Origin of the sequence: Algoriphagus oliviformis, assembly GCF_017254915.1 — a bacterium.
GTDB classification, from domain to species: Bacteria; Bacteroidota; Bacteroidia; order Cytophagales; family Cyclobacteriaceae; genus Algoriphagus; species Algoriphagus oliviformis.
On the sequence record NZ_JAFKCT010000004.1, the window covers coordinates 69,588 to 95,975 of the forward strand.

General features: G+C 52.9%; 20 protein-coding genes. 9 read left to right on the forward strand and 11 right to left on the reverse strand.

What is annotated here, in order from left to right; genetic code table 11:
• Positions 1-15: 15 nt before the first annotated feature.
• On the forward strand, positions 16-1,668 hold the full coding sequence (locus J0A68_RS10875; protein ID WP_206578244.1) for a peptidase associated/transthyretin-like domain-containing protein: 1,653 nt from the start codon (positions 16-18) through the stop codon (positions 1,666-1,668).
• A gap of 14 nt (positions 1,669-1,682) precedes the next feature.
• Here the strand turns inward: J0A68_RS10875 and J0A68_RS10880 are convergent, their stop codons facing one another.
• Together J0A68_RS10880 and J0A68_RS10885 are read right to left on the reverse strand one after the other, a co-directional pair.
• Positions 1,683-1,952 carry a Txe/YoeB family addiction module toxin gene (locus J0A68_RS10880; protein ID WP_206578245.1) on the reverse strand — a complete coding sequence of 90 codons (270 nt, stop codon included), beginning with the start codon at positions 1,950-1,952 and terminating at the stop codon, positions 1,683-1,685.
• A complete protein-coding gene (locus J0A68_RS10885; protein WP_206578246.1) occupies positions 1,949-2,236 on the reverse strand; it encodes a hypothetical protein in 288 nt (95 codons plus the stop codon). The genes J0A68_RS10880 and J0A68_RS10885 overlap by 4 nt, the downstream gene beginning before the upstream one ends.
• Positions 2,237-2,368: 132 nt before the next feature.
• Between J0A68_RS10885 and J0A68_RS10890 the strand changes: the two genes are divergently transcribed.
• The 3 genes from J0A68_RS10890 to J0A68_RS10900 all read left to right on the forward strand — a co-directional run bounded on the left by J0A68_RS10890 (position 2,369) and on the right by J0A68_RS10900 (position 6,994).
• Complete coding sequence (locus J0A68_RS10890) at positions 2,369-3,580, forward strand: hypothetical protein (RefSeq protein ID WP_206578247.1); 1,212 nt, start codon at positions 2,369-2,371, stop codon at positions 3,578-3,580.
• Positions 3,581-3,846: 266 nt separating this feature from the next.
• Positions 3,847-4,452 (forward strand): hypothetical protein, encoded by a 606-nt coding sequence (locus J0A68_RS10895; RefSeq protein ID WP_206578248.1) that lies wholly within the window; start codon positions 3,847-3,849, stop codon positions 4,450-4,452.
• 196 nt (positions 4,453-4,648) lie between these two features.
• On the forward strand, positions 4,649-6,994 hold the full coding sequence (locus J0A68_RS10900) for a TonB-dependent receptor (protein WP_206578249.1): 2,346 nt from the start codon (positions 4,649-4,651) through the stop codon (positions 6,992-6,994).
• Positions 6,995-7,051: 57 nt separating this feature from the next.
• On the opposite strand, the gene J0A68_RS10905 is transcribed toward J0A68_RS10900, so the two are convergent.
• A complete protein-coding gene (locus J0A68_RS10905) occupies positions 7,052-8,554 on the reverse strand; it encodes a calcineurin-like phosphoesterase C-terminal domain-containing protein (protein WP_206578250.1) in 1,503 nt (500 codons plus the stop codon).
• Between the two features lie 552 nt (positions 8,555-9,106).
• Between J0A68_RS10905 and J0A68_RS10910 the strand changes: the two genes are divergently transcribed.
• On the forward strand, positions 9,107-10,717 hold the full coding sequence (locus J0A68_RS10910) for an amidohydrolase family protein (protein WP_206578251.1): 1,611 nt from the start codon (positions 9,107-9,109) through the stop codon (positions 10,715-10,717).
• Positions 10,718-10,919: 202 nt separating this feature from the next.
• On the opposite strand, the gene J0A68_RS10915 is transcribed toward J0A68_RS10910, so the two are convergent.
• The gene (locus J0A68_RS10915) at positions 10,920-12,344 is read right to left on the reverse strand and encodes a carbohydrate porin (RefSeq protein WP_206578252.1); all 1,425 of its coding nucleotides are present in this window, start codon (positions 12,342-12,344) and stop codon (positions 10,920-10,922) included.
• Positions 12,345-12,552: 208 nt separating this feature from the next.
• On the opposite strand from J0A68_RS10915, the gene J0A68_RS10920 reads away from it, so the two are divergent.
• Positions 12,553-13,515 (forward strand): tetratricopeptide repeat protein, encoded by a 963-nt coding sequence (locus J0A68_RS10920; RefSeq protein WP_206578253.1) that lies wholly within the window; start codon positions 12,553-12,555, stop codon positions 13,513-13,515.
• Between the two features lie 274 nt (positions 13,516-13,789).
• On the opposite strand, the gene J0A68_RS10925 is transcribed toward J0A68_RS10920, so the two are convergent.
• The 7 genes from J0A68_RS10925 to tsaD all read right to left on the reverse strand — a co-directional run bounded on the left by J0A68_RS10925 (position 13,790) and on the right by tsaD (position 19,472).
• Positions 13,790-14,824, reverse strand: a complete 1,035-nt coding sequence (locus J0A68_RS10925; RefSeq protein WP_206578254.1) for a hypothetical protein — start codon at positions 14,822-14,824, stop codon at positions 13,790-13,792.
• Between the two features lie 544 nt (positions 14,825-15,368).
• Positions 15,369-15,869: a hypothetical protein gene (locus J0A68_RS10930; RefSeq protein WP_206578255.1), complete on the reverse strand. Its 501-nt coding sequence runs from the start codon at positions 15,867-15,869 to the stop codon at positions 15,369-15,371.
• Between the two features lie 17 nt (positions 15,870-15,886).
• Complete coding sequence (locus J0A68_RS10935) at positions 15,887-16,552, reverse strand: hypothetical protein (protein WP_206578256.1); 666 nt, start codon at positions 16,550-16,552, stop codon at positions 15,887-15,889.
• Between the two features lie 158 nt (positions 16,553-16,710).
• Complete coding sequence (locus tag J0A68_RS10940; RefSeq protein WP_206578257.1) at positions 16,711-17,226, reverse strand: HNH endonuclease; 516 nt, start codon at positions 17,224-17,226, stop codon at positions 16,711-16,713.
• 3 nt (positions 17,227-17,229) lie between these two features.
• A complete protein-coding gene (locus J0A68_RS10945) occupies positions 17,230-18,027 on the reverse strand; it encodes a hypothetical protein (protein ID WP_206578258.1) in 798 nt (265 codons plus the stop codon).
• Positions 17,990-18,457 (reverse strand): SsrA-binding protein, encoded by a 468-nt coding sequence (gene smpB, locus J0A68_RS10950; protein WP_206578259.1) that lies wholly within the window; start codon positions 18,455-18,457, stop codon positions 17,990-17,992. Before smpB ends, J0A68_RS10945 begins: the two co-directional genes overlap by 38 nt.
• Before the next feature lies 1 nt (position 18,458).
• The gene (gene tsaD, locus J0A68_RS10955; protein WP_206578260.1) at positions 18,459-19,472 is read right to left on the reverse strand and encodes a tRNA (adenosine(37)-N6)-threonylcarbamoyltransferase complex transferase subunit TsaD; all 1,014 of its coding nucleotides are present in this window, start codon (positions 19,470-19,472) and stop codon (positions 18,459-18,461) included.
• A gap of 29 nt (positions 19,473-19,501) precedes the next feature.
• On the opposite strand from tsaD, the gene J0A68_RS10960 reads away from it, so the two are divergent.
• The 3 genes from J0A68_RS10960 to J0A68_RS10970 all read left to right on the forward strand — a co-directional run bounded on the left by J0A68_RS10960 (position 19,502) and on the right by J0A68_RS10970 (position 26,386).
• Positions 19,502-24,073 (forward strand): translocation/assembly module TamB domain-containing protein, encoded by a 4,572-nt coding sequence (locus J0A68_RS10960; protein WP_236025538.1) that lies wholly within the window; start codon positions 19,502-19,504, stop codon positions 24,071-24,073.
• A 67-nt stretch (positions 24,074-24,140) separates the two neighbouring features.
• Positions 24,141-25,439, forward strand: coding sequence for a cryptochrome/photolyase family protein (locus J0A68_RS10965; protein WP_206578261.1), 1,299 nt, complete (start codon positions 24,141-24,143; stop codon positions 25,437-25,439).
• On the forward strand, positions 25,436-26,386 hold the full coding sequence (locus J0A68_RS10970) for a Smr/MutS family protein (RefSeq protein WP_206578262.1): 951 nt from the start codon (positions 25,436-25,438) through the stop codon (positions 26,384-26,386). The genes J0A68_RS10965 and J0A68_RS10970 overlap by 4 nt, the downstream gene beginning before the upstream one ends.
• The last annotated feature ends 2 nt before the right edge of the window (positions 26,387-26,388 follow it).

The window sequence follows — 26,388 nt, forward strand, 5'->3', positions numbered from 1 at the left end:
TACGGCATCGGAACTATGACTAGACTGTTACTTTTTACACTGGCGCTTTTTCTTTTTTTGACGCAGGCAAAAAGCCAGACTACCCCTGTCTTGGAGCGAAAAATGGATTTTTCGGCCCAAGACGAACGCTTGGACTTGTTTCTGAAGCGCCTTTCCCAGGAGGCGGGGTGCGTCTTTTCCTACAGCCCCTCCGTCCTGGACGTCACCGGTAGCGTGTCCGGCACCTTCTCCGACCGCCCGCTTCGGGAGATATTGGAGACGGTCTTTGAGGGAAAAGTCCAGCTCAAGTCCAAGGGCGTGTACGTGATCCTCACGCCCAAGCCCGAGTCCGACAAGGAAGTCACCATCAGCGGCTATGTGGTGGATGAAAGCGGTAAGGGAATCCGCGATGCGACAGTCTATGATCCGATCACGCTGAAGTCCTCCACCACGGATGAGTTTGGCTATTTCCAGTTTGAGGTGAAAAACCCCGCCACCGAAAACTTCGAACTGATCGTCAACAAGAAGGACTATTCGGACACGCTCTTGCTGGACGACTCGGGTAATTCCTTTCAGAAGATCCTCCTCAAATCCGAGGACATCGGCAAAAGCCTCGCCGAGCCCATGAAAAACTTCTGGATGTGGACCAAAAACTCCGTCGGCTTCACCAATTCCGAAAACGTGCGGGACACCATCCACCGGGGCTTCCAGTTTTCGGTCATCCCCTTCGTCGGCACCAACCATAAGCTATCCGGCAGCGTGGTCAACGACTATTCGCTAAACCTGCTGGGCGGCTTCTCCGGCGGCACCAACAAGGCCGAGCTGGGCGGAATGTTCAACATCGACCGAGGAGACGTGGGCGTGGTGCAGGTCGCGGGCATATTTAACCAAGTTGGCGGACAGACGCGAGGGCTACAGCTCGCCGGTGTAGTCAACTCCACCCTAGACTCAGTCAAGGCGGCACAGATCTCGGGCGTAGCCAACTTCACCACCGGACAGGTCAAGGGCTTCCAACTGGCGGGTGTGCTCAATCTGGCCACCAAAAACGTCCAGGGAACCCAGATCGCAGGCGTGGCCAACTACACTCATCGCGATATCACAGGGGCGCAGGTCTCCGCTGTACTCAACATCGCCCGCAATGTCACCGGCTCCCAAGTCGCTCTATTCAACTACTCGGACAGCACCAGCGGTGCGCCCGTCGGACTGATCAGCATCGTGAGAAAGGGCTACCACAAACTGGAAGTCGGCGCCGATGAGATGCTCCCGCTCAACATCTCCATCCGTACTGGCACCCGCGCCTTTTACAACATGCTCTTCGCAGGCATGAGGCCAGAGCAGGCCGACTCCACCACTTGGGCTTTTGGATATGGGGTTGGGTTTTCGCCTAGATTGGGAAGAAAAACCTACCTCAACGTCGAGTTTAGCTCCCAGCAGCTCAATAAGGGCAACGTCGCCGCGGTCAACTTGGTCAACCGAGCCTACCTGGGCTTTGACTGGCAGACCACCAAAGGCTTTGGCCTCTACGCGGGCCCAAGCCTCAACTGGCGCGTGTACGAGAGCTCCTACACCGAGCATCCGGAGACCTTCACCTATGCCGAGCCAAAAATCCTTTCGGAAAAAACCTATCCAGTCGAAGACTTGGCCAGCCAACTGTGGTTTGGCGTCAGGGCTGGGGTGAGGTTTTTTTAAGAAGTAAATGATGCTTAATAGTGTCCGTAGGCGGCAATCACCGTCACCAAGATCTTTTGGCCGTCGATGGAGTAGACAAGGCGATGCTCCTGATTGATTCGCCTTGACCAAAGCCCCGAAAGATTGCCTTTTAGCCGTTCCGGCTTGCCGGTACCTGTCTCGGGATGAGTTTCCAGCTCCTCGATTAGTTGCTCCAGCTTTTTGATCAAACCCTTATTCCCCGTTTTCACCAACCTTTCGATATCCTTCAGGGCATCGGGATGATAAAGAACCTGAAATCTCATTTGGCCTTCAGCAATTCAGCCAACTCCTCTTTTGAAAAGCTGATCGGTTTGGCAGTGCCTTTTTCAAGCTCTTCCAGCCTTCGGTCGAGCTCCTTCAGATTCTTGGGATCGGAGAAAAATGGATCACCGCTCGGTGAGGGGTTTTCGGGCATTTCGCCGCGATCTTCGACTTCCTCAAAGCCAATCCGCATAGCCTCCAGCATGGACTTGACCAGGTCAAGTTTGGATTTGTCTTTTGTCTCGATGATGATCTTCCCCATACCCAAACTTACAAAATATATCACGCTAAAGTTTCAAATCCTACAGAGGCTTGTACCGCAAGAGTTGCTGTAAATCCTCCCTCGCAAATCTTTTTTCACCAAATCATAGGGGTAAATCTGGTTTCGCCTGTCCTATAGGTGAAACTAAACCAGATCATGAACACGATTCACAAAATCTTCGCAGCGTTTTTATTTCTCGGTCTTCTCGGTGGGGAAGCCTTTGCCCGCCAAGCAGAATCCGACAGCAGCAAGCAGGCAAAAACTCCCCTAGCCTTCCAAAAGCCCGACCCTTTCCGCTTTGATCCCTTTGGCAAAGACCTGAGCGACACATCATCCATCGGCTTCCAGTTTTCCTTCGTCCCCTATGTGGGCACCAATGGCATGTACTCTGGAAATATGGTCAACGACTACTCCTTCAACCTGCTGGGAGGCTACTCTGCCGGCACCACCAGGCTGGAAATGGCCGGCCTCTTCAACATCAACCGGGGCGATATGACCGGCGTACAGCTGGCTGGCCTCTTCAACCAAGTCGGCGGAAAAGTGGATGGAGTCCAGCTCGCAGGCCTGTTTAATTCCAATCTGGACTCGGCCAAGGGCGTGCAGCTGGCAGGCTTGACCAACTTTACCACCGGAGCCGTGGACGGGGTACAGATCGCCGGGATTGTCAACTTCTCCCCGAAAAAAGTGACGGGCGTGCAAATCGCCGGTGTCACGAACTTTACGGCCACGGACCTGGAAGGCACCCAGGTAGCCGGTGTCCTAAACTTTGCCGCAGGCGATGTCAAGGGTTCCCAGGCCGGCGGGGTAAACTTTGCCAACAAAGTGAACGGCTTCCAACTGGGTGTGATCAACTACGCCGACAGCATCAGTGGAGTTCCGGTCGGCTTGTTCAGCTTTGTGAGATCGGGATACCACAGCATCGAAGTCAGCGTGAACGAGGTACTTCCCCTCAGTTTGGCCTTCCGAACTGGCAAGCGCGAGTTTTACAACATCTTCTTCGCCGGCATCCGTCCGGAGGGAAACGAGCAGGTGACCTGGTCCTTTGGCTACGGGCTCGGTACCTCGCCCAGACTCGGCAAAAAGACCTACCTAAACATCGAAGTGAGTTCCGAGCAGCTGAGTCAGGGAGGCGTTCACGCGCTCAACCTGATCAACCGGGGCTATTTGGGAGCGGAGTTCAAGGCGACCAAGAACTTTGCCCTCTTCGCTGGTCCGACGGTCAACTTCAGGGTGTACGACACCTCCTATCCTTTTCACCCCGAGCTGTTCACCTACACCAATACCAAGATCCACAATGACGTGTACTATCCAGAAGATCTAGGAAGTCAATTCTGGTGGGGATTCAAAGCGGGCTTCCGGTTTTTATAGTAATTATTACCACGGAGAACACGGAGAAAAAACACAATTAATCAACAACTTAAGGCCACATCAAGCTATTTACCACTTCATAACGGCACTGAAGGCATAAGGAAATTTTAGAAAAAAGATAACTCACATTTCTCTGTGCTGTGGTAAAAAAACACGAAAACCGAATAGGGGTAAATCCCACCCCAATTGTCCTATAGACGAAAATTAAACCAACTCTTTCTTTCCCCCTGGGAAGGAAAAAACAAACATCAAAAACAGAAAGCAAAATGAAAAAACTACTCGGCCTCGTACTTGCCTTGCTCCTCACGCAAGCCGCCTATTCCCAAACAGAAGGCAAATTCAGATACCAGATGGATCTCGGATTTGCAGCCCCCAAAGACGGCGGCATCGGCGCCATGGTGCATCTCGAGCCTCAAATCCTCGTCTTGGACAACCTCGCCGTCGGCCTGAGAATGGGTGTGACCGGCATGGCCAAGGACGTCACCTACTACGAAATCCCCGACGACTACGAGGGTGAGCTCTCCGGCAACCTCTCTGTCTCCGGCACGGCCAACTACTATTTCAACTACGGCAAAGGCAGGGTAGCGCCCTACATCGGCGCAGGGTTCGGCTACTACGCCCTGAGCAACGTGGACGTGGACGGCGACAACATCGAGGATGCCGAAAACCTGGAGGCTTCCTTCGCTTGGGCTCCAATGGTCCGAGTGGGCGTGGAGCTGCGAAAGTTCCGCATCGGCGCCGAATACAACTTTGTACCCTCCAGCAACCTCCAAAATGTCAACGGCGAGGTGATCGGCGAAGCGACCAACGAGTACTTCGGCTTTACGCTGGGCTTCTTCGTGGGCGGCGGCAGATGGGGGAACAAATACTAAAACCGCGTTTTAGAAATCGAGTCTGAAGACCGGAGACGGAAGTCGGACTTCCGCTCAAAGCCCTACTAGCTCTGGACTAGTTCCTTTTCCTCAGTCAAACGAAACCTATTGAAATCCAAACGGCCGATTGCCTTACTATCGGCCGCCTGGCAACGCCTTGTCTTTTCCCAAACCCTTTTCACACTAAACCAACATCATGAACTCGCTTAGTAAACTCCTCCTGGTGATTTTTTGCTTCGCAATCAATCCCCTCCAAGCCCAGAACCTCACCCAAACCCTCCGTGGCAAAGTGGTCGACGAAGTCAGCCAGATGCCCATACCCGGCGCGACGGTGAGCATCCTCACTACCGATCCCCTCCTCGGTGCCGCCACCGATCTGGACGGAGACTTCCGAATCCAAGGCGTGCCCCTGGGCAACCACACCCTCAGGGTCAGCTTCGTCGGCTACAAAGACCTCCTCCTCCCCAACATCCTGGTCAACTCCGGCAAGGAAGTCGTGCTCACCGTGGGCATAGCCGAGGACTTTGGGCAGCTGGACGAAGTCGTGGTGATGGGGGCGGAAAAAGACCGCACGGTGAACGACATGATCGCGGTCAGCGGCAGGACGTTTTCGGTAGAGGAAACCCGCAAATTTGCAGCGGCGGTCAACGATCCGGGAAGGATGGCCACCTCCTTCTCCGGCGTGGTGGGCACCGACGACGGCAACAACAACATCTCCATCCGCGGCAACAGCCCCAACGGATTGCTGTGGAGAATGGAAGGCATCGACATCCCCAACCCCAACCATTTCGTGAATCCGGGCACTTCCGGCGGGGGCGTGTCCATCCTGAGCGCCCAGTTGCTGGCCAATTCCGACTTCATCACCGGCGCCTTTCCTGCCGAGTACGGCAATGCCATGTCCGGTGTCTTTGACCTGAGCCTGAGAAAGGGCAACAACGAAAACAGGGAATTTACCTTCCAGGCGGGATTCCTCGGAACCGACATCGCGGCCGAAGGGCCTATTGCCAAAGGCTACAAAGGCTCCTACCTGGTCAACTACCGCTACTCGACGCTCTCTATCCTGTCGAAGCTCGGTGTGCCTCTGGGGGATTTTGTCACGAACTTCCAAGATCTTTCATTCAACTTCTACCTGCCTGCCGGCAAAAAAAGCAGCTTCAGTGTCTTTGGCTTTGGAGGACTGAGTGACCAAAACAGCGCCGCCGAGCGGGACTCCCTGATCTGGGAAAGCGAAGGTGATCGCTACAGCTCCAACTTCTTCTCCAACACCGGGGCTGCCGGCATCAAGTACTCCTATATCCTGAACTCCTCCAATTTCCTCCAGGCGACGGTGCTCGCATCAGGCCATGAGATCGGCGACGAGTACAGCCGCTTGGACGACGAATACCTGGATCAGGAAAGGGGCTATGAAAACTTTGGCAACTCCAAAGTCACCTTCAATGCAGTCTTGAACTCCAAGCTTTCCGCCAGGGCCAATCTGCGCAGCGGCGTTTATTTCAACCAACTCTACTACAACCTCAAGGAAAACGGCTACAGCGACGACAGCGGACAGATGGAGACGCACATCAACTCCAAGGGCAGCTCCCAGAGCGTCCAGGCTTTCTCCCAACTGCACTTACGCGCCAGCGAAAGGCTCACCTTCAACGTCGGCATCCACTACCTCCAGTTTTTGCTCAACAACTCCAACTCCCTCGAACCCCGCTTCAGCGCTTCCTATGAGTTGGACGAAAAGCAGCGCATCAGCCTGGGCTATGGCCTCCACAGCCAGGTGCAGCCCCTGGGTACCTACTTTGCGGAGCAGGAGCAAAACGGGCAGATCATCAAGCCCAACGAAGACCTGGACCTGAGCAAGTCCCATCACCTTGTACTGGGCTATGACCGGCAGCTGAATCCCTACTTGCGGATGAAAGTGGAGGGCTACTACCAGCACCTGTACCATATCCCGGTGAAGCCCGGCGAGACGGAGACCTACTCGATCATCAACCAGCAATGGACCTACATGACCGATCCGCTGGTCAATGACGGCTTTGGGAAAAACTACGGGGCGGAGTTTACCCTGGAGCAGTTTACCCACAAGGATCTCTACTTCCTCCTTTCCGCCTCGGTGTACAATTCCCTGTATAAAACCCAGGAAAACAAGTGGAGAAACACGCTCTACAACGGCAACGCCAACCTGACCCTCACCGCGGGCAAGGAATATCACCTAAAGAAAAACCGCATGCTCGGCATCAACCTCCGCAGCATCTACGGTGGCGGACTGCGCGCCACGCCTATAGACCTGGAGCAATCCATCCTCGATGGCGAGACGGTGCATGACGAGAGCCGGGCCTTTGAGGAGAAAAATCCGGCCTATTTCCGTACCGACCTCCGCGTCAGCCTGAAGTGGAACCGTCCCAAATCCACCAGCACCCTAGCGCTGGACATCCAGAATGTGACCAACCGAAAAAACATCTACGGGAGCTACTTTGAGCCCATGTCGGGAGAGATCGAGACCTCCTATCAGGCACCGCTGATTCCGCTGATCAGCTATAGGATAGAGTTTTGAGGAAACAAAAAAGGGATTGGGCGCTACCCAATCCCTTTTCCTATCTGCGACTTTTGGCTAGATTTTTTTACTGTACACCTTTCCAAACCTGTCTTTGGCCTCCACGACCAGATTGCCGCGGGACTCGGGCTTGAAGAAAAACATGTGGTCGTTCAGCTGCGGCTCTACCCAGCTTCTGCGCGCTGGCAGATCAGGGCCGGAGTGCAGCTCCACGCTCCAGGGATCCAGGGCAACGATCTTTTGCGGCGCGCCTTTTTTCACTCCATCCTCATACCAGCTGATCTCCCAGTCGGGATCGTAGTTCCAGCAGTTGATCGCCATCTGCTCGGGGAAGTCCCGGTGTCGGCCGGTCTCATAGACCCGAAACTGCTCGTTGATGTCCAGGCCGGTTCCCTTGTATTGCCATCTGAGCTCCGAGCCTCTGGCCTCGTAGATCGCATAGCCATTGGGCGTGCCGTCATAGCAGATGGGGCCTGACCACCAGGCTCCGCAGACGGTACCGTGGCAGTGCTCGTACACGTGCCCGCTGATCATGTTGTCGTTGAAGTGGGTGTGCCCCGAGAGGATGTGGGCCTGATAGCCCTCCAGCATGCGGTAGAGATGCTCGCGATTGCTGACGGTGCCGCCCAGCGTGTCGCGCTCCGGATAGCGGGTCACCGCGCCGGTGTAGGCAGGGATATGCAGGGCGATCACGACCGTCTTGCCCTTTTCCACCGCTTTCAAGTCCTGCTCCAGCCAAGCCAGCTGTTCCTCGGGAATATGGCCGATGTACTTGGTTCCCGCACCGATGCGGCCTAGGTAAAACACGTCATCCAGGACCACGTAGTGCACCTCGCCCCGATTCCAGGAGTAGTAGGTGGGGCCAAAGTGTCCCTTGAAGGTCCCTGTCGTGGTCGCGTCAGACCGCCCGCCAAAGTCCAGGTCATGGTTGCCTACGACTTGGAAAAAGGGAATGTCGTACATCTGTATGGACTGGTTGTACTCTTTGAAAAGCTCCAGCTTGTCATAGACCAAGTCCCCGCAGCCTATGCCGAAGAGATTGGGATCGCCGAGGAAAGCGATGGTCCGCTGCACGTCGGGAGCGGACACAGTCAGCAGCTGGTTGGCATCGTACTCATCCTGGATTTGGGTGTCGGACAGGAGGAGAAAATGATGGTTTTCGTCCGGGCTTCCTGCCTTTTTCAGCTCAAACTGGAAGCTTTGCTCAGCTTTGGCTTTGTCGATTTTTTGGAAAAAAGAGGCCGATCCGTTGGCCTGCTTCTGGATCTCGTAGCCCGAGGGCATGGAAACGAAAACGAAATCGCGGTCACTGCCGGAGATCAGCTCAAAGTCCCCGTTGGCATTGGTCTGGGCGACGATCCTGCCATCGGAGACGGACACGCCGGCGAGTCCCTTGCCCGCAGCACTGACTTTTCCCTTGATACGGATGGGGCTAAACAGCGTGGGAAGATCCAAAACAGGCAGCTCCTTTTGCACTCCGGCAAAGACCGCATCCCCCATTCCCAGCCAGGCGACTGAGCTCAGGCCCAGGCTTTTGATGAATTCTCTTCTTTTGAACATAGGATTATTTGAAAATTGAAAAGACTCGTCCGCCGTGGCGGATTCTAAAATTGGAAAATTGCGTTTTCGGGTTGCAATGTGGTAAGGTTTTAAAGTGGCAATGTGCGGTCAGTCCCGATAACTGTCGGAAGAGCGGAGTCTTGTCAGACTGAGCGGAGTCGAAGTCTTCGAAATTCGATGCTAGACATTTTCAGAACTGAAGCCTTCCTGACTTCTCCCCTAAAATTGCGCAGCCGTCCGACACCAAAAAGGCATTTCATCAAACTTCTCAATTTCTTAATCCTGCGCTACCCGGGATTTGGGCGGGACGATTTTGACAATAAGGAGATTTATTCCCAAATTATAGTCCGTTTACCCCCTGTATTTCAAGAAGTAAACCCAATCTCTGCCGCTTTTCCCAGCAGGAGCTTAGAAGTTTTTGGAGCCAACCAGGTCTCCGCTTTTCGCCTGCCGGACGTGGCGGGATCTCCGTCCTTTTTCACCGACGATCCCCGCATACGCCACTGGGCCAGGCCTCTCGTTGAGTACCATTCACATTTTTAACCCCAACCCATGAAACGTAAATTTTCAGACCTGCACTGCCACAACCACATGAGGGCACATTTTCACATGCAGGAAAAACAGAAGAAGTTTGAAAGAAAGGGCGAATTCAGTCCTTGGACCGTGATCGCGTCCAACTCCAAAAAGCAGGAACTCGGCAAGATGGGCGCCAGCTACAGCCAGATCGACCTGGTCAAGTGCTGGAACGCCAACCTCCGCCTCACCTTCAACTCCCTCTATCCCCTGGAGCGGCAGTTTGTGGTGGGCATGGACCCCAGCATCAAGGAAGACAAATGGTATCATTTTGTCGCCAGGGGGATTTTGGGCCATTCCGGCCTGAAAAGAGACCTACTCCAGACGGCCTACATGCGCATCCCGGACAAGGTCATCGACTTCTTCCAGTCCGAAGACTACGACTACTGGGAGGCGCTCAACAAGGAAAAGGATTTTGTCCTGTTGGACTCGGGCAAGCGGCTCGAGCAAAACGAGATCCATGTGCCGATGGCGATCTTTGGGGATGAAAAAGCCGCCGCCAAGCGGGCCAAGAAAGACCCTTCCTCCTACGTGGCGGAAAATGCCTGCTATCGCGTGCCCAAGAACCGGCCAGAGCTCCTCCAGTCCCTGGCCGACGACACCGAGATCACGATGGTCATCACCGTGGAGGGAGCCCACGCCATGGGAACCGACCGCTGCAAGAGTGTGGACGACATCTCCGACCGCGTGAAGTTCATCAAGGAGATGTGGGAAGTGCCGGTGTTTTTCATCACTTTTTCCCATCACTTCGACAATCATCTCTGTGGCCACGCGCACTCCATCCCGGGGATGGGGAAAATACTCATGAAACAGCGAAAGCACATGAATGGAGGCTTTCGGAGAAACGGGCGGCGCATCATCCGGGAAGTGCTCGGCCTGGACTCCAAGCTGGAAAAAGACCCCAAACTGGGCTATAGAATCCTCGTGGACGTCAAGCACATGGCCGCCAAGTCCCGCGTCGAATACTACGAGCTGGTCAAGGAATGCCTCGCCAAGGGAGACCGCATCCCCGTGATCGCCTCGCACTGCGGCTACTCCGGCATCGAGTCCCTCGCGGAGCACATCCGCTGCGAGCGGGAAGAGGAGGACGACTACTGCGACAAAAAAAGCGGGAAGTTCAACGCCTGGAACATCAACATGTGCGACGAGGACATCGAAATGATCGTGAAGACCCGGGGCATGTTTGGGATATCCTTTGACCAGCGCATCCTGGGCATCACCAAAAAAGACCTCAAAGACCCCGACAGCAAGCGCAACGGCATCCAACTGATCTGGGAAAACATCGAAGGCATCGCGCTGAGCGCCTATGACAACCCCAGACTTTCGGAAGTGGAAAAACGCGAAGTATGGAAGTGCCTCACGATAGGCACCGACTTCGAGGGCCTGATCGATCCGGTCAACGCCTACCCCACCGCGCTGAGCTACGGGCAATTTGCCGAGGACCTGGCCAATGAGATCGAATCCGCCAGGTCAAACCCCGCCGCCAAACACCTCGCCCACCTCAAGTCGCGGGAAGACGTGGAAAAGCTGGTCGACGACTTTTGCTACAACAATGCCGAGGCTTTTGTGATCGAAAATTATCCGGTGTAGTAGGATTGTCACCCTGAGCGGAGTCGAAGGGGCGAGTTGTAAAGAATCCAGAGTTCGGAATTGGAAAATTGGAAGGTTGAAAGGTTGGAACATTGGGCGGAAAGGTGTCAAAGTCGGAAAATGGCGTTTGGCGCTGACGGAGACGTCGTAAATCGTACTTCTGAAATCGTAGCTCACACCTTCCATCAACCATCGTTGGCCTCTAAAAAATCCACCACTCCGCCTTCACCCCCATGTAGTAGCCCCAGCGCTCCGGGCCGACAAACTGCAGGTAGGGGCTGTAGAGCGATTCGCTTGCGTTTTCGTTGTATCGGGCTAGGCTAAAGACAAAGCGGAGATGGGGCCTCGCCCAGACGCTTCTTTCCCCCGAAGTGGACAGCGTGGGAGCGATGGAAAACTTGCCCATGGCATACAGGGGCTGCTCGCCGTCCCGCCGCTGGGAATAGTGCAACTCGGACAAAAGGTGGAAATTGTCGCTGATATACCAGGTGCCACGGCTGCCGATGGTGAAGTCTTCCTTTCGGTTAAAGACTTCCTTTTCGAAGAAGGTCTCCGCCCTATCGTCTGAGTCCGCCGCGCCTTTGCTTTGGTTATAGATCAGGTAGCCATTGAGCGAAAAGCGCTCCGACAGATTCAAAAGGACATGGTTGACCAGTGACCAGCTGTAGGCATCGCGGAAGCTTTGGCTTGCCAGATCCGGCGCTCCAAAGGTCAGCCAAGTCCGCGACACCCCGCCATCGCCGCCGTTGGCGATGCCGCGGCCATAGCGGATGGCAAAATCGTTGAAAGAGCCGGCCAGAAACTTCGGAAGGCTCTTGTTCACCCGGGCGCCCAGCACATAGCCCCTATCGCCGGGATAGGCTAGGTCAGGAATTGTATCGGTCGCATCCGGATTGCCCATACGGTGATATTCGCCGAGCAGAGTCAGGCGGGAACCCTGAGACAGCGGAAGGTCCTGCTCCACGACGAGCACGGTACGCTGGCGAAGTGCCAAGGCCAGAGTACCCGTCTTGATGTTGAGGTAGAAATAGGGCGGTACGGTAGAGGAGGTGTCCGTCGAGGCTACGAATAGCGCGGCAAACCGGGTACTTTTCACCTCCACGCCAAATCCCTGCCCAGAGTGGTCATTGAAGTAAAAATGGTCTGCGATGTGGATATCCGCTCCCCGATACAAGCGACTTCCGATCCATAAGTTTACCTGATCCTTTTTCCCAACTCCGGTAGCCTCCACATAGAGCTCGGGGATGGCAAAAGTAAGTCCTCCCTGACTGCTCGTGGTACTGTTGCCAAAAAGCGAAAGACTGTTGGACCAGAGGGCAAAGCGGGTATTGACCGTCACATTCATGCTGTCGCCTTTGACCAGGGGTGAAAAGTCTATCCCCGTCGCCAGCTCCAGGTAGTCCTGCTCCTCCATCCTGCCGCCTATGCTGCCCATATTGTTCAGGTTCAGTCGCCGGCCGATCGAGCCTTCATTTACAAAGGACCAATCGGCCCCGATGCGTCCGTAGCTGCCGATGTAGAAGTTTTTGTAGGTCGGGCGCTGATAGGCAATCTGTGCCTGGCAGAGCGTGCCCAAAAGTTGAAAAGTCACAAAGCTGAGACAAAATGCTAAAAGTCGGGTCATCATGGGTTGGAGTATTACTAAAAATAGCCTATTTCGTCCTGAGACTCAACCTAAAAACACAAAGAGTAGTATTCAGCTTGAAAAAATGGAGCTCTTGATCGCAAAGCGAAAAAATGATCAAGGAAGAAAATCCCTTCCCAGTTTTCACAGCTTAATCCAAAGCCCTTCCATTGTTACAAACCGATCTTCTCTTCGACAGAAAAAACCCAGTATGAACAGAAAACCACTTCCACCCCAATTTTTCCTTCTCCTCCTCAGCCTGATCCTCCTGGCCGGATGCGGCGGAGGGAAAGCTCCCGAATCCCAGCCTAGGGCGGAAGTGGTGAAGGGCCTGGACGGGCGGCTTTTTCCCGTTCCCGCACTCCCCGAAAAAAGCCAAGCCCGACTCGACAGCAACCTGCAGGTAGCAAAGGAAAACTTCGAAGCCAATCCCAGCGAGGAAAACTACATTTGGCTGGGGCGCAGGCAGGCCTATGCCTATCACTATGCCGCGGCCATCGAAACCTTCACGGAGGGGCTTTCTCGGTTTTCCGATTCCTACAGGCTGCTCCGACACCGCGGCCATCGCTACCTCACCACCCGGAATTTTGCAAATGCTACTGCCGACTTCGAGAAAGCCGCGGCGCTGATGCCCCAAGAGCCCTTGGAAATCGAGCCCGACGGCATCCCAAACATGCTGAACATCCCCCTGTCCAGTACCCAATTCAACGTCTGGTATCATCTGGGACTTGCCTATTACCTACAGGGGGACTTTGAAAAAGCCGCGAAAGCCTACGAACAGTGTATGCTCGTGTCGGACAACGACGACCTGATTTGCGCCACGGCCGACTGGCTTTACATGACCTACCAAAAGCTCGGTAAGAAAGCGGAAGCCCAACAAGTGCTGGATCTCATCTCTCCGGAAGGGATGGAGATCATCGAAAACGAATCGTACTACCTCCGCCTCCAGATGTACCAGGGGCTCATCCCCGCCGAGCAACTTCTGGAAGTCAGTGCAGGAACTTCTGACGTGGATTTGGCGCTGGCCACCCAAGGCTATGGCGTCGGCAACTGGTACCTCGCAAAGGGAGACAGCGCTCGCGCCAAAGAGATCTTCCAGCAAGTGGTCGGCGGCAAAAACTTCTCCGCCTTTGGATTTATCGCGGCGGAAGCGGAGCTGGAGAGGATGAGGTAGGAGATGCTTTCGAATAATAGAATCACTGGTAATCAGCCGTAATATCCAAAATACTAAGTCGAATGAGTGGATTTACCCGGCAAGCTGGTAACTCACAGCTATAATGATGGGGATTAGCAAGTACAAAACTCTGGCCTCGCACGTAGCCATGTCTTGATTTGAGCGCAGGATTTTGAAAACGAATCTTTGTCCGTCAGACCAAATGCTTTCTGGCCAAAATATCTTCATTTTAAAGCAGTTTGCCCGCATTTGCTATAGCCGATGAAAGCCATTTTTATTTTATCATTTTTAATTCTTTCCCATCATAAATCCCGATTCCATTATTTGAAGTCAGGAAAACAAGTCTATTGTCTTCTGTGAAGTCTAATCTTTTTACGGACATTGAAACTCCAATTGCCAAAGGTTCTCTATCCCAAAGTAATTCTGGTTTAAAAATCAATTCAGGGTTTTCTATTCTTCCTTCGTTCGGAATTGTAGCTCGATAAAATCCGTCTGTTGTGGCAAAATAGATTTTGTTGTCAAAAGGGTTATATGTGCCTGGTCCAACAAAAACTCCACCACCAAAAGGATTAGTTTCTGCAGTGTCTCTGAAATCTTCACTGTCATAAATTTTGGTAGCGGTATGGTTACTAATTTGAAAAATGTCGCCACTATTCATAAAATGTTGATGACCAGAAGTGATATAAACGTTTTGGTCTTTATCTTCAAATACCGACTTTGGAAAGAGTGAGCCATAGTTTAGACTTTCAATGTCCGCACTTAGTTCTGTCCTATTTTGAGTATCGAAAATTTGTATTGATCCACCAAACTCTCCAAAGCTCCTAGTCATCCAAATTCTGTCTTGACTGTCTATGAAAGTATATTGTGGCATGTCAAAGTAATGGTTTGTACGTTTCCAAAAGAAGAATAAGAATCGCTTCGACACAATCACACCATTTGGCTGGTGTTCGAAATTTGTCCAATTTTCATCTTTTATCGGGTCATAGACAGCGTAGGGAACTATTAGAAAGATTTCATCTGCAGAGTTGAAAAAGATATCAGTGACTATGTAGTCCTTTTTTAATTCAAGGTGCAGCTCAGTTGAATAGTCATCTTCGTTAATCGTGAAAATTTTGCCATGTGATGTTCCTAGGTAGATTTTATTCGAGTTGTCTTTGGCAATGGAGGTGTACTTTACAATGGTGTCACTCGTAAAGGTTCTAGTTAAGTTCTCCATATCCCAAGCAACAAGTTGTCCGCTTGAATTCAATGCATAAATATTTTCTGTACCCACAAGCATTTTGGTATAGCTCGGGTTTACCTTTTTCAAGCTGTCAGTTTGAGCAGAACTGTCAAGTGCAATGGATAAGAATAAGAATATTGGAATTAGGTGTCTCACGTTTTTTTTAATGGCTTACAACATCCGTATAAGTCCCACTCCCTTTCCGAGTGTCGTGTATATCCATTTTGGACGAAGGATTCTTTCCGGCTGTTTCCGTGGTCAAATTAATCATTTCGGAGATTTTGGCAAGGTGTCGGAAAAAATTCATTGCTCTACGCGAGCAATCCGTCCCCACCATCCCGATGAAGACCAGCACTGATCTAAGTACGCGGATCGCTACCACTTTTTCCAAGAGCCAAACAAGCGTGATTATTCCGAAAAGTATCGAAGTCCACAACGCCAACTGCCAGTAAGAGATGATGTAATACGTGTCGTATGCATTCACATCCAAGTTAGAATCTCTATCCAAAAAACCGACTAACAGGATCAGCGGAATAGCGAGCAAAAAATCAAGTAGGCCTTGTCAAATAATTTTGTCATTAAAAAGGGTTGTATGGAACAGCGATTGTCAAAGGTTTTCTTTTTGCTTCCACTACAACCATAGGGTATTAATGGTTAACACCAAGAAAAATAAGATTAATGCAGCTCCTAACCATTGTAGAAACTTTACTTTGATTGATCTTTCGTTCTCATCAGCTTCCCCGATAAGAACTTGTTTAAGAGTTATCAACATCCCCAAAGGCCAAAACAAAAGGTAAAGGATAAAGTAGAAAATCTTAGCCCCCATACTGTCAATTCCTCTCGTTGACAATCGTTTAGTGTTTATGCCGTAGTTAATAGCTTTGGCAAATGAAATACCTAGAAGAGAGCCTATGAAAAAGTAGTCAATCAAGCGTTCGGGTATTGAGATATTCAGTTGAAAAAATGGGTAGTAAACTATCTTCTGATAGGCTATGGATAATTTGATTATCCGAGCTTTCCAAGCTACAAGATCCTCAGTAAAACTGACCATTCCAACAAGTCCAAACAGTTGCATTATTAATTTTCCTACTGCTTGAAGCGGATTAAATTCAATTTTGGGTTGTTCAGTCATATTTTAAGTTGAGCGGATTACCTTTTGATTTTGACATATCGTTTGCCAGTTTCGTAGGTAAGTTCCAGTAAAGTTGTTCGAAAACCCAGTTCAAGAGCTAGATCTCCAAGAGTTTTAAAATCGTAGGGTTCTTTGCTTAAAAATTCTTTGCCTTGTTGAATGTATTCAGGACAGCACTCCTGAAATCGTTCATCTTCCAGTAATCCATTAATGAAGTTAGTTTGAGTCAGAAGCGACAATTCTTTGATTTTCGGATAGTTCGTTAAAAAGTAGTTAGCAAAATCGGACTGTGAATTGAAACCGAGATATTTGAAAGTTTGCTTAGTATTCAAGTGGTTGCCATAATTATCTGGCAGAATTGACCCGTAGAAAAGAGACGGTTTAGTCCAGTAAGTTGGTTCGAGAGGTCCAGCTGGGTTATCGTCAATTGTATATTGAAAGAAATCAATCTCATAACTTAGTCTGATATTCATGGGGCGTTCTGAAAACTTGATCTCCAAGCCGTCTAAACCATCAAAGAAGAGTTGTTGAATGATGACTGTGTCCCCACTCAACTCATGTTCAAAATTGTCGGATTCAGCGTTGATAAATGTTAAGGTTTGCCCGTTAGTTAGCGGCACCGAATATTGAGCAAAGGCTCCAAAACAAACGAAAATTAAGAGTGAGCAGAAAATAGTCCTCATTGTGTAATATTACCTCTAACATCCGTATAAGTACCACTCCCTTACCGAGTGTCGTGTATATCCATTTTGGACGAAGGATTCTTTCCGGCTGTTTCCGTGATCAAATTAACCATTTCGGAGACTTTGGCAACGCGTTGGAAAAACTTCTTTGCTCAACGCTAGCAATCCGTCCTCACCCGACTGGGCAGGAAGGGTAGCCATTCCTCCGCTTGGCGCTCGGCGTATTCCGCCAAAAAATAGGAAAGCGAGGGTTTGAAAGGCTCGGACCGCAAGGCCAATCCGGCCTGCTCGGGGGTTTTGTCGCCCTTGTTCACATTGCAGCGGTTGCAGGCGGTGACCAGGTTGGTCCAGTTGGTCTTGCCGCCCTTGGACTTGGGCACGATGTGGTCTATGGTCAAGTGGCGCTTGCTCCCGCAGTATTGGCATTCCCCATTGTCCCGGCGGAAAAGGTTGGTACGGTTGAGCAGCACGCCGCGGAAGGGGATGCTTTTGTACTGGTTGAGCCGGATGACGGCGGGGTACGCAAAGCTGCGGCTCACGGTGCGGATCTGGAGGAGCTCGTAGGTGGTGAGCACGTTGGCTTTTTCCAAAAGACAGAGCACAATGGCCTTGTTGACCGGCACGACCGCTACCGGAGAGTGATCCAAGTTCAGTACCAAAACGCGCTTTTCCATAGCTTATGTGACGATTGCCCGGGTGTCTATGCTGACCTGATCTCCGGTATTGTTTCTCAAAAAATCCTCCCACTCGTCCAGATCCGATACTTTCATGCGGTTGTCGAGCCAGAGGATTTCCTCCGAACCTAGAAACAAACCAAAATGGGACTTTTGTTTTTCCAAGTCCCTGAAAATAAACAAATCACCGGGAAGTGCGTCCTCGGGCTCCACACTTTTGCCGGGAATTTTGCCCGACTTCCAGCTGTAGCCCGCGATGGCGAGGATCAAGGCAAAGCCCTGCTCCTCGTCTATCCCAAAAATACTCCGGCCACCCGCCTGAAAGGGTGCGTTGAGAAAGCATAGGCCGATCTGGACCAGCTGCTCCCGATCCGCCTTGAGCACATGGGGCCGGGAATTGCCCGTGAAGCCGACGTGGTCTTGCCAGTTGAAGAGTTCGAGTTCGGAAAAATGGAGACGGCTGCCGGGCAGGAGGTAGAGGCTGGAGCCGAGGTATTCGATGGCGGCGATGGGGCTGGTGACGACCTGAAAGTCCTGGTTGAGAAACTTCTGGTATTCGTCTCCGGTGATTTCCTTGATGAGCGTGGCCCAGACCCAGCCGCCCATGCCGGTGTCCTCGTGGTAGACCCGAAACCACTGCCTGTCGGCGGTCAGTCCGTTGATCTGGTAGCATTCCCCAAAAAGCAGCTGGGTGACTAGGGCGGAATCAAAAGTGGGTTGGCGGTAAACAGGGAGGATAGTCTGTCGACATATCCCAAAAGCATCAATCAAAGGCCATTCGCTGGAGCTCTCTTTTTGCATCTTTTTCCTTCAGGTCCTGACGTTTATCGTGGATTTTCTTCCCTCGGGCCAGCGCGATCTCCATCTTTGCCAGACCTCGGTCGTTGATAAATATACGAACCGGAATGATTGCCAGACCCTTTTCGGCCGACTTAGTTTCCAGCTTTTCCAATTCTTTTTTCTTCAGGAGAAGCTTCCTGTCCCGCACGGCCACGTGGTTGTAGCTCGCCGCCATGCTGTAGGGCGAGATGTGCATCTGGCGCACGTAGAGCTCCCCGTCGAGGAACATGCAAAAGGCCTCCGTCAGCGAGACTTTGCTCTCGCGGATGGACTTGATCTCCGTGCCCTTGAGCGTGATCCCGCACACATAGGTGTCGATGAACTCAAACTCGAAGCTTGCCTTCTTGTTTTTGATGTTGACTATTTTCTCGAAGCGGTTGGCTTTGGACATATCAGAGTTTCATTTTGGCCAGGGGCGTGACGTCGAGCCCGACAAACTCGCCCTGGAGGTACTTGTAATGGGCCGCGATGGCGATCATGGCGGCGTTGTCAGTGCAGTATTCGAATTTGGGCACGTAGAGGTTCCAGCCTTTTCGGCGGGCCAGTTCGGCCAGCGTGTTTCGAAGGCCTGAGTTGGCAGACACACCACCTGCAATCGCGATTTCTTTGACACCGTACTGCTTCACGGCCTCCTTGAGCTTGATCACCAGCATCTCGATCAGCGTGTATTGGATGCTGGCGCAAAGGTCAGGCAGGTTTTCCTCGATGAATTTGGGATTCGTCTGTAGCTGATCCCGGAGAAAGTACAGCACGGCCGTCTTGATCCCCGAAAAGGAATAATTCAGCCCAGGCATGCGCGTTACCGGGAATTTGAAGGCTTTGGGATTTCCCTCTTTGGCATACTTGTCCACGAGCGGACCGCCGGGGTAGGGCAAGCCGAGCAGCTTGGCCGTCTTGTCAAAAGCCTCTCCCACCGCATCGTCCTGGGTCTCGCCGACCACTTCCATCTCGAGGTGGCTTTTCACCAAAACCAACTGCGTATGCCCGCCGCTGACGGTGAGGCAAAGGAAGGGAAAAGCAGGCTTGGGGTCCTCGATGAAGTGCGCCAAAACGTGCGCCTGCATGTGGTTCACGTCGATGAGCGGGATGTCCAGCGAGCGCGCAAAAGCCTTGGCAAAACTCACCCCCACGAGCAGGGATCCCATGAGGCCGGGCCCTCGGGTGAAGGCCACCGCGGAGAGCTGCTCTTTGGAAACACCCGAGGAAGAAAAGGCCTCCTGGACGACGGGAATGAGGTTTTCCTGATGCGCACGAGACGCCAACTCGGGAACCACGCCCCCATATTTTTCGTGGACTGATTGTGTGGCCACAATATTATTGAGTACTTTGCCATTGACTATAATGGAGGCAGAAGTCTCGTCACACGAGGATTCGATTGCTAGTATAGAAATATCTTTGGTACCCATTGGAAAAGAACTCGAAAGTTACGGATTTTTTGTACAAAGCTTTCCGGGTGGTTCTCTGGGTAGTATTTAGTTTGCTGCTTTTTGTCATCTCCATGGCGCTCGCCCTGCAGATCACGGCAGTACAAAATTGGATGGTAGACCGCCTAACCGGCTATCTCAACGCCAACTCCAACTTCACCACAGAAATCGGCCGCATCAAACTCACCTGGTGGGACGCCCTGGAGCTGAAAAATGTCACCATCCGGGACCAACAGGACAGCGTGATGATCGGAGCGGAAACGCTCTACGCGGACTTTGCCCTGCTTTCGCTCATCCCGCCTGGTGACCCGACCATAGACGCGGTGCGCCTGGAGCGTGCCCAGGTCAATCTCCTCACCCACGAGGGTGACTCGGTCCTGAACATCAACCGCTGGGTGGACGAGATCAGCGACCTATTCACTGCCAAAAGCACCACCGCCACCAAAGCCAAGTTTTACATCAGCGCCATCGAGCTGCGACAGACCCAGTTTTCGCTGGTCAACTCCAACAAAGAACCCATCACGGAGGGCTTCGACTACAACCGCATGGTATTCAAGGAGCTATCCGGCAGCGCGGCGGATTTCAGACTCGAAGGTGCGGAAATCGGCATCGACATCCTACGCCTCACGGGGATAGAGTCCACCTCCGGTCTGGATATCCAAGAGCTAAAGACCGACCTGACCTATTCGCCCAAGTACATCGAGCTGGACAAGCTCAACCTCAAGTCCTCACGCAGCCATATCAAGGACTACATCCGGCTGGACCTCACCGGCCCCGAGGGCTACTCCGATTTTGTGAACGACGTGAAGCTCACGGCGCGAATGGACGAGACCAAGATCGACCTGCGAGACCTTCGGCTTTTTGCTCCTTCCCTTCCCGTATTCGAAGACCAAATCTACCTCAGCGGGGAGGTCGTGGGGCCGATATCGGACATGAAATCGGACGAGTTTCTGATCCGTCTGGGAGAAAAAACAGCCCTTTTTGGGGCGTTTGAGCTGGATGGACTGCCTGACATCGAGACCACCTACATCCACCTCTCCCTCAAAAACTCGGTCGTGTCGGCGCGGGATTTGGCGCCCTACCTGAGTCCCGAGATGGAAAAACAGGTCAACAAATTCAACCTGATCCGTATGGATGCGGACTTTGCCGGACTGCTCAACCGCTTCATCACCAACGGGAAGTTCCGAACCAGCATCGGCGACATCGACGGGCGGGTCAACTTTGACCTGGTAGAGGGCATTCCCTCTGTGGTGTCCCGCGTGAAGGTGGAGCGTCTGGATCTCGGCATCCTCACAGAAGACCGCGAGCTACTCCAAAAAATAAGCTTGGACGGAACGGTAAACCTCAAAGGAAACACCCTGGAAAACGCCCTAGTGGACCTGGATGCGCACATTTCCCAGTTTGGCTTCAAAAACTACACCTACTCCGACATCAGTACGGACGCCACCTATGGGCTCAACCTCTTTCGTGGCAACCTCGCCATCAACGATCCCAACCTAAAGGCGACGGCCCAGGGCTACCTGAACCTCGAAAAATCCGTGGATTCCGTCCGCATGGTGGTGCAGGTGGATTCGGTCTTTCTGGACAGCATCAACCTGACCCAAACCCCTACCTTCCTCAGCGGCAAGCTGGACATCGACACCAAGGGCATCAACCTGGACGATATCCAGGGCATCGCGCGCTTCTCCGACATCAAGATCGGCTACGAAGACCGCTTTCTGGACTTGGGTGACTTCTTCTTCCAGTCCCTGTTCGCCGGAGGCACACGCACCCTGTCGATCAATTCGGACTACTTGGTAGCGGCGGCATCGGGGCAGTTTGAGCTGGAGCAGATGCTCAAAGACCTGGACATGCTGGGCTCTCAGTATTTGGCTATCCTCCTGAACGAGCCCCAACCTATCGCCGACTTGGGGGAAAACTTTTCGGAAACCTACAACCTCGACCTCAATGTCCGCCTCCAAAACCTGAATCCCATCATCCAGCTTTTTCAGCCTGACCTTTCCATTTCCAAAAACACGATTTTGGAAGGGGCTTTTTACCAAACCCCGGAAAACACGGTATTCAACTTTTTCACCAGCATAGACACGCTGAGCTATCAGGGAAACACGGCCTTTGGCACCAACATCGACTTCAACACCTCCAAGATCATCAACAGCGCCGACATCTTGGCCTCCTTTTACATCTACTCCAAAGAGCAGGAAGTGGGCAACACCCTTGGCTTTACCAATCTGGGCCTGGAGGCCATCTGGGATCAGGATAACCTCGACCTGCAGCTGAGCCTGGACCAGGATTCTACCCAAAGCCGCGCAAGAATCGAGGCCGAAACGACCTTTTCCTCCACCGGCACCCAGCTGCACTTCAAGCCATCCGTACTTCGGGTGCTCAACAAGGACTGGGATTTTGACCCCGAAAACCAGATCCTCATTTCCCAGGGAGAAATCGCTTTCACCAAGCTGAGCATACTCCACGACCGACAGATGCTGGGCGTGGACGGGAAAATCAGCCGAAACCCAGAGGAAGTCCTGGACCTCTTCTTCCGTGACGTGGGCATAGATGTGCTAAACACCATCACCACCCAGGATTTCCTGGGCACGGCAAACGGGGCCTTTCGTCTGACCAACCTGCTCAACCAGCCGCTCATCGAGGGAGAGCTCTTCATCGAGGACACCGAGATCAACCGCTTTCCGATCGGCAACATCGCCGGCTCGGCCAACCTCCAGGAAAACGAGCTCCTACTCAAGCTGGAAAACGAAATCAACGGCCAAAAGAAAATCGACATCGGCGGCTCCATCGAGCTCGCCTACCAAAACATCGACCTGGAGGCGAGGATGACGGAAGCCAATCTGGTGATCTTTGAGCCCTTTCTGTCCAAATACATCACCAATCTCGACGGCACCGTGACCGGAAACCTGCAGGTACGGGGCACGATGGCCATGCCCGAGGTGCTGGGAAGCGGCCGGATCGACGGGGGAAAACTCCACATCAACTACCTCAACACCAACTACGTGGTGGATGGGAGCATCCTCTTCCAGCCCACCCAAGTCAGCTTCAGAGACCTGGTCTTCAAGGACGTAAACTCCAATCGGGCGACCTTCACCGGCGGGCTCAACCACCGGGGATTCAAAGACATCTTCCTGGATATCAACTCCAACCTCAACAATTTCCAGGTACTGAACACGACCTCCAAGGACAACGAGGTCTTTTACGGCACCGCATTCGCCTCCGGTACCTTGGCCATCAAGGGCAGCACGACCAACCTGGACATCAATGCCCGAGCCACCACTCAGCCCAACACCAGAATCTACATCCCCCTCACCAGCAGCAATGCCCAGTACCAGGAGGATTTCATCCAGATCATCAACATCCAGGATACCGTCCGCATCAAGCAGCTGTCCGAGGAGACCAACCGACTCGACATTGAAAACATCCGGATGAACTTCATCCTGGACATCACCCCCGATGCCTTTGCGCAGATCATCATCGACCCAAAAACCGAGGAAAGCCTCGAAGCCCGCGGACGGGGTGTACTCACCATGAACATCGACACCCAGGGCAACTTCAACCTCACCGGCAACTACGAGATCACCCAAGGACAATACAACTTCTCCCTCTACAACGTCGTGAAAAAAGACTTCGTGATCCAGCCCGGAGGGAGGATTACCTGGTTTGGGGATCCGTATCAGGGGGTGATGAACCTGAAAGCGATCTATGAGGAAAACATCTCCCTCCAGCCTCTCTTGGCGTCCAACTCAGTCTCCGAAAACAGCCAAATGCGACGGCGATACCCGCTGAAAGTGCTCATGGACCTGCAGGGAGAGCTGCTCTCGCCGGACATCAGGTTTAGCTTCGACTTCTCCGAGTTCCCTTCCAGCGGCGACGTGCAGACGACCATCTCGGCTTTCCAAAGCCGCGTCGCCGCAGATGAGCAGGAGATGAACAGGCAGGTTTTCTCCGTGATCATGACGCGAAACTTCTCCCCCGAGGGACAGTTTTCGGGCGTAGCCACGATCTCCTCCAGCCTCGGAAGCCTGCTTTCCTCCCAGCTCAACAGCTTCATCGGGCAGTGGGACAAAAACCTCGAAGTCAATGTCGACCTCGCTACACTAGACCAAAACACCCTCGAAAACTTCCAGCTGTCCGTGGCCTATACCTTTTTGGACGGCCGACTCCGCGTCTCTCGGGACGGGGGCTTCACCGACAACCAGGGCAACGCCAGCGCCGCATCCGTGATCGGAGACTGGCAGGCGGAATACATGCTCACCGAAGACGGCGTCTACCGCCTCCGCATCTTCAACAGAAACAACTACAACACCTTCACCTCGCTTTCGCTCACGCAAAACGTGCTCACCTACGGCGCCTCCGTCACCCAAAACGTGTCCTTCAACTCCTTTTCGGAACTGTTTCAGAAAATCACCCGAAAAAAGGACAAGCAGCTCAACATCAACGACACAGACGACCTCCTGAGAAAGGAATATCAGGGCGATGAACGTTGGAAACCGCTGGACCTGGAAAACCTGCCTCCACGCAAAGACCCTCCCCTGCCCATCCCGGACGACTGCATCCGCCCAAAGGAAAACCAGTAGCCTCGCTTCGCCTGGTCGATTCCCCAAACAATTCCAGACCCAATCCGCTTTTAGTGGGTAAAAGCTTATGGACAAAACGACTCTCTTTTGGTTTCGCAGGGACCTTCGCCTCGAAGACAACACCGGACTGTACTACGCCCTCCAGCAGGAAAAGAACGTACTTCCCCTTTTTATTTTTGACCGAAACATCCTCGACAAGCTCGAGGAAAAAGCCGACGCCCGCGTGGATTTCATCCATGCCCAGCTGGCTGACATCAAGTCCAGTCTGGAGAAAAAAGGAAGTTCCCTGCTGGTCAGACACGGTACGCCACAGGAGGTTTTTGAAGAGCTGGCCGGGGAGTACGAGCTGCATGCGGTCTATACCAACCGCGACTACGAGCCCTACGCCAAAGAGCGGGACGAGCGGGTGGAAAAGCTTCTGAAGAAAAAAGAGGTGCTTTTTCTGAGTTTCAAAGACCAGGTCATCTTCGAGCCGGGAGAGATCCTCAACGGCTCCGGCGAATGCTACAAGGTCTTCACGCCCTTTTCCAAAACCTGGCTGGAGAACTTCGAAAAGAGAAAAATCCAAGAACTCGGATGCCCCAACTGGAAAAACCTGAAGTCCTCCAAGGCATTGACTATGCCTAGCCTGGAAGAGCTGGGCTTCCGAAAATCAGACATTCCCATCCCATCCAAAGCCACGGACGAAGCGCTGATCCGGCACTACGACGAGACACGGGACTTTCCTGCCCAGCAGGGCACTTCCCGCCTGGGAATCCACCTCCGCTTTGGCACGGTCTCGGTGAGAAAGCTGGCGCTGCTGGCCGCCCCACTCAACGGCACCTTCCTCAACCAGCTCATCTGGAGGGAGTTTTACATGGCCATCCTCGCCTACTACCCGCAGGTGGTGGACCAGGCCTTCAAGCCTGAGTACGACCGCATCCCTTGGAGAAACGACGAAAAGGAGTTTCGGGCCTGGTGCGAGGGAAAGACCGGCTTTCCCATCGTGGATGCCGGCATGCGGGAGCTCAACGAGACCGGCTATATGCACAACCGGGTCCGGATGATCACTGCTTCCTTCCTGACCAAATTCCTCCTGATCGACTGGCGATGGGGCGAGGCCTACTTTGCGCAGAAGCTCCTGGACTACGACCTCGCCGCCAACAACGGCAGCTGGCAATGGGCAGCAGGCACCGGCACCGACGCCCAGCCCTACTTCCGAATCTTCAATCCCGAGTCCCAAACGAAGAAATTTGACCCGGATCTGGCCTACATCAAGCGATGGATTCCGGAATTAGGGACAAATAAGTATCCAAAACCCATGGTTGATTATAAATTTGCCAGACAAAGAGCACTGGACACTTATAAAAACGCCTTGGGAAAATGAACATCGGAGACAGAGTCAGACTGCTGCACGGACGGGAAGAAGGAACAATAAGAAAAGTATCCTCCAGCGGGAGGATAGAGATAGAAATCGAGGACGGCTTCATCGTCCCCGCCATGAAGTCTGAGGTGGTCCTCATCGCCGAGGCGGAGAAGGGCTACTTCGGGGAAAACGCGGGAGCGACAAAGGAACCCGAGGCCCCTCTCCCGATCTCAGCGCCCAAAGACCAGGGACTGTATTTGGCTTTTCTCCCGATCAACGACCAAAACCTCAGCCTCTACCTGATCAACGACAGCCACCAGCCCTACCTCGCCCATGCGTCTGAGGTGCACGGCGGCAACCAGCGCACCCTCTATGCCGGGGCGCTGAATCCGGGTGAAAGCAAAAAGATCGACGACCGACTGATGAAGGAGCTGGACGCTTGGCCGGCATTTTTGCTCCGCTTCATCCCCATCCAAAACAAGTTGGAAAAGGCCATCCCACCTTTTGAGCGCCAGCTGAAGATGAAGGCGACGCAGTTTTTCAAGCACCTGAGCAAGGCCCCGATTCTTGGCAAAAACGTGTACCTCTTTGCCATGGAGCAGACTACCAAAGAGCTGGACATCCGCAGCCTCAATGCCGAGCTGAAGGAAATCAGCCCCAAGCCCGAGCCCGTCAAAGCCGTGAAGCCACCCCGATCCATCGACCTCCACATCGAGCAGCTCCACGCCAATCCAGACTCCCTGAGCAACTCGGAGAAGATGCGCATCCAGCTCGAAGCCTTCGAAACCAACCTCAACCAAGCCATCGCCTCGGGCATGGACGAGATCACCTTCATCCATGGTCTGGGCAACGGAGTGCTCAAAAAAGAAATCCACAAGCGCCTGAGTCAATTAGGAAATATTAAGTACTTTCAGGACACCCAGAAAGACCAATGGGGCTACGGAGCTACCTTGGTGCGAATATCCTGATC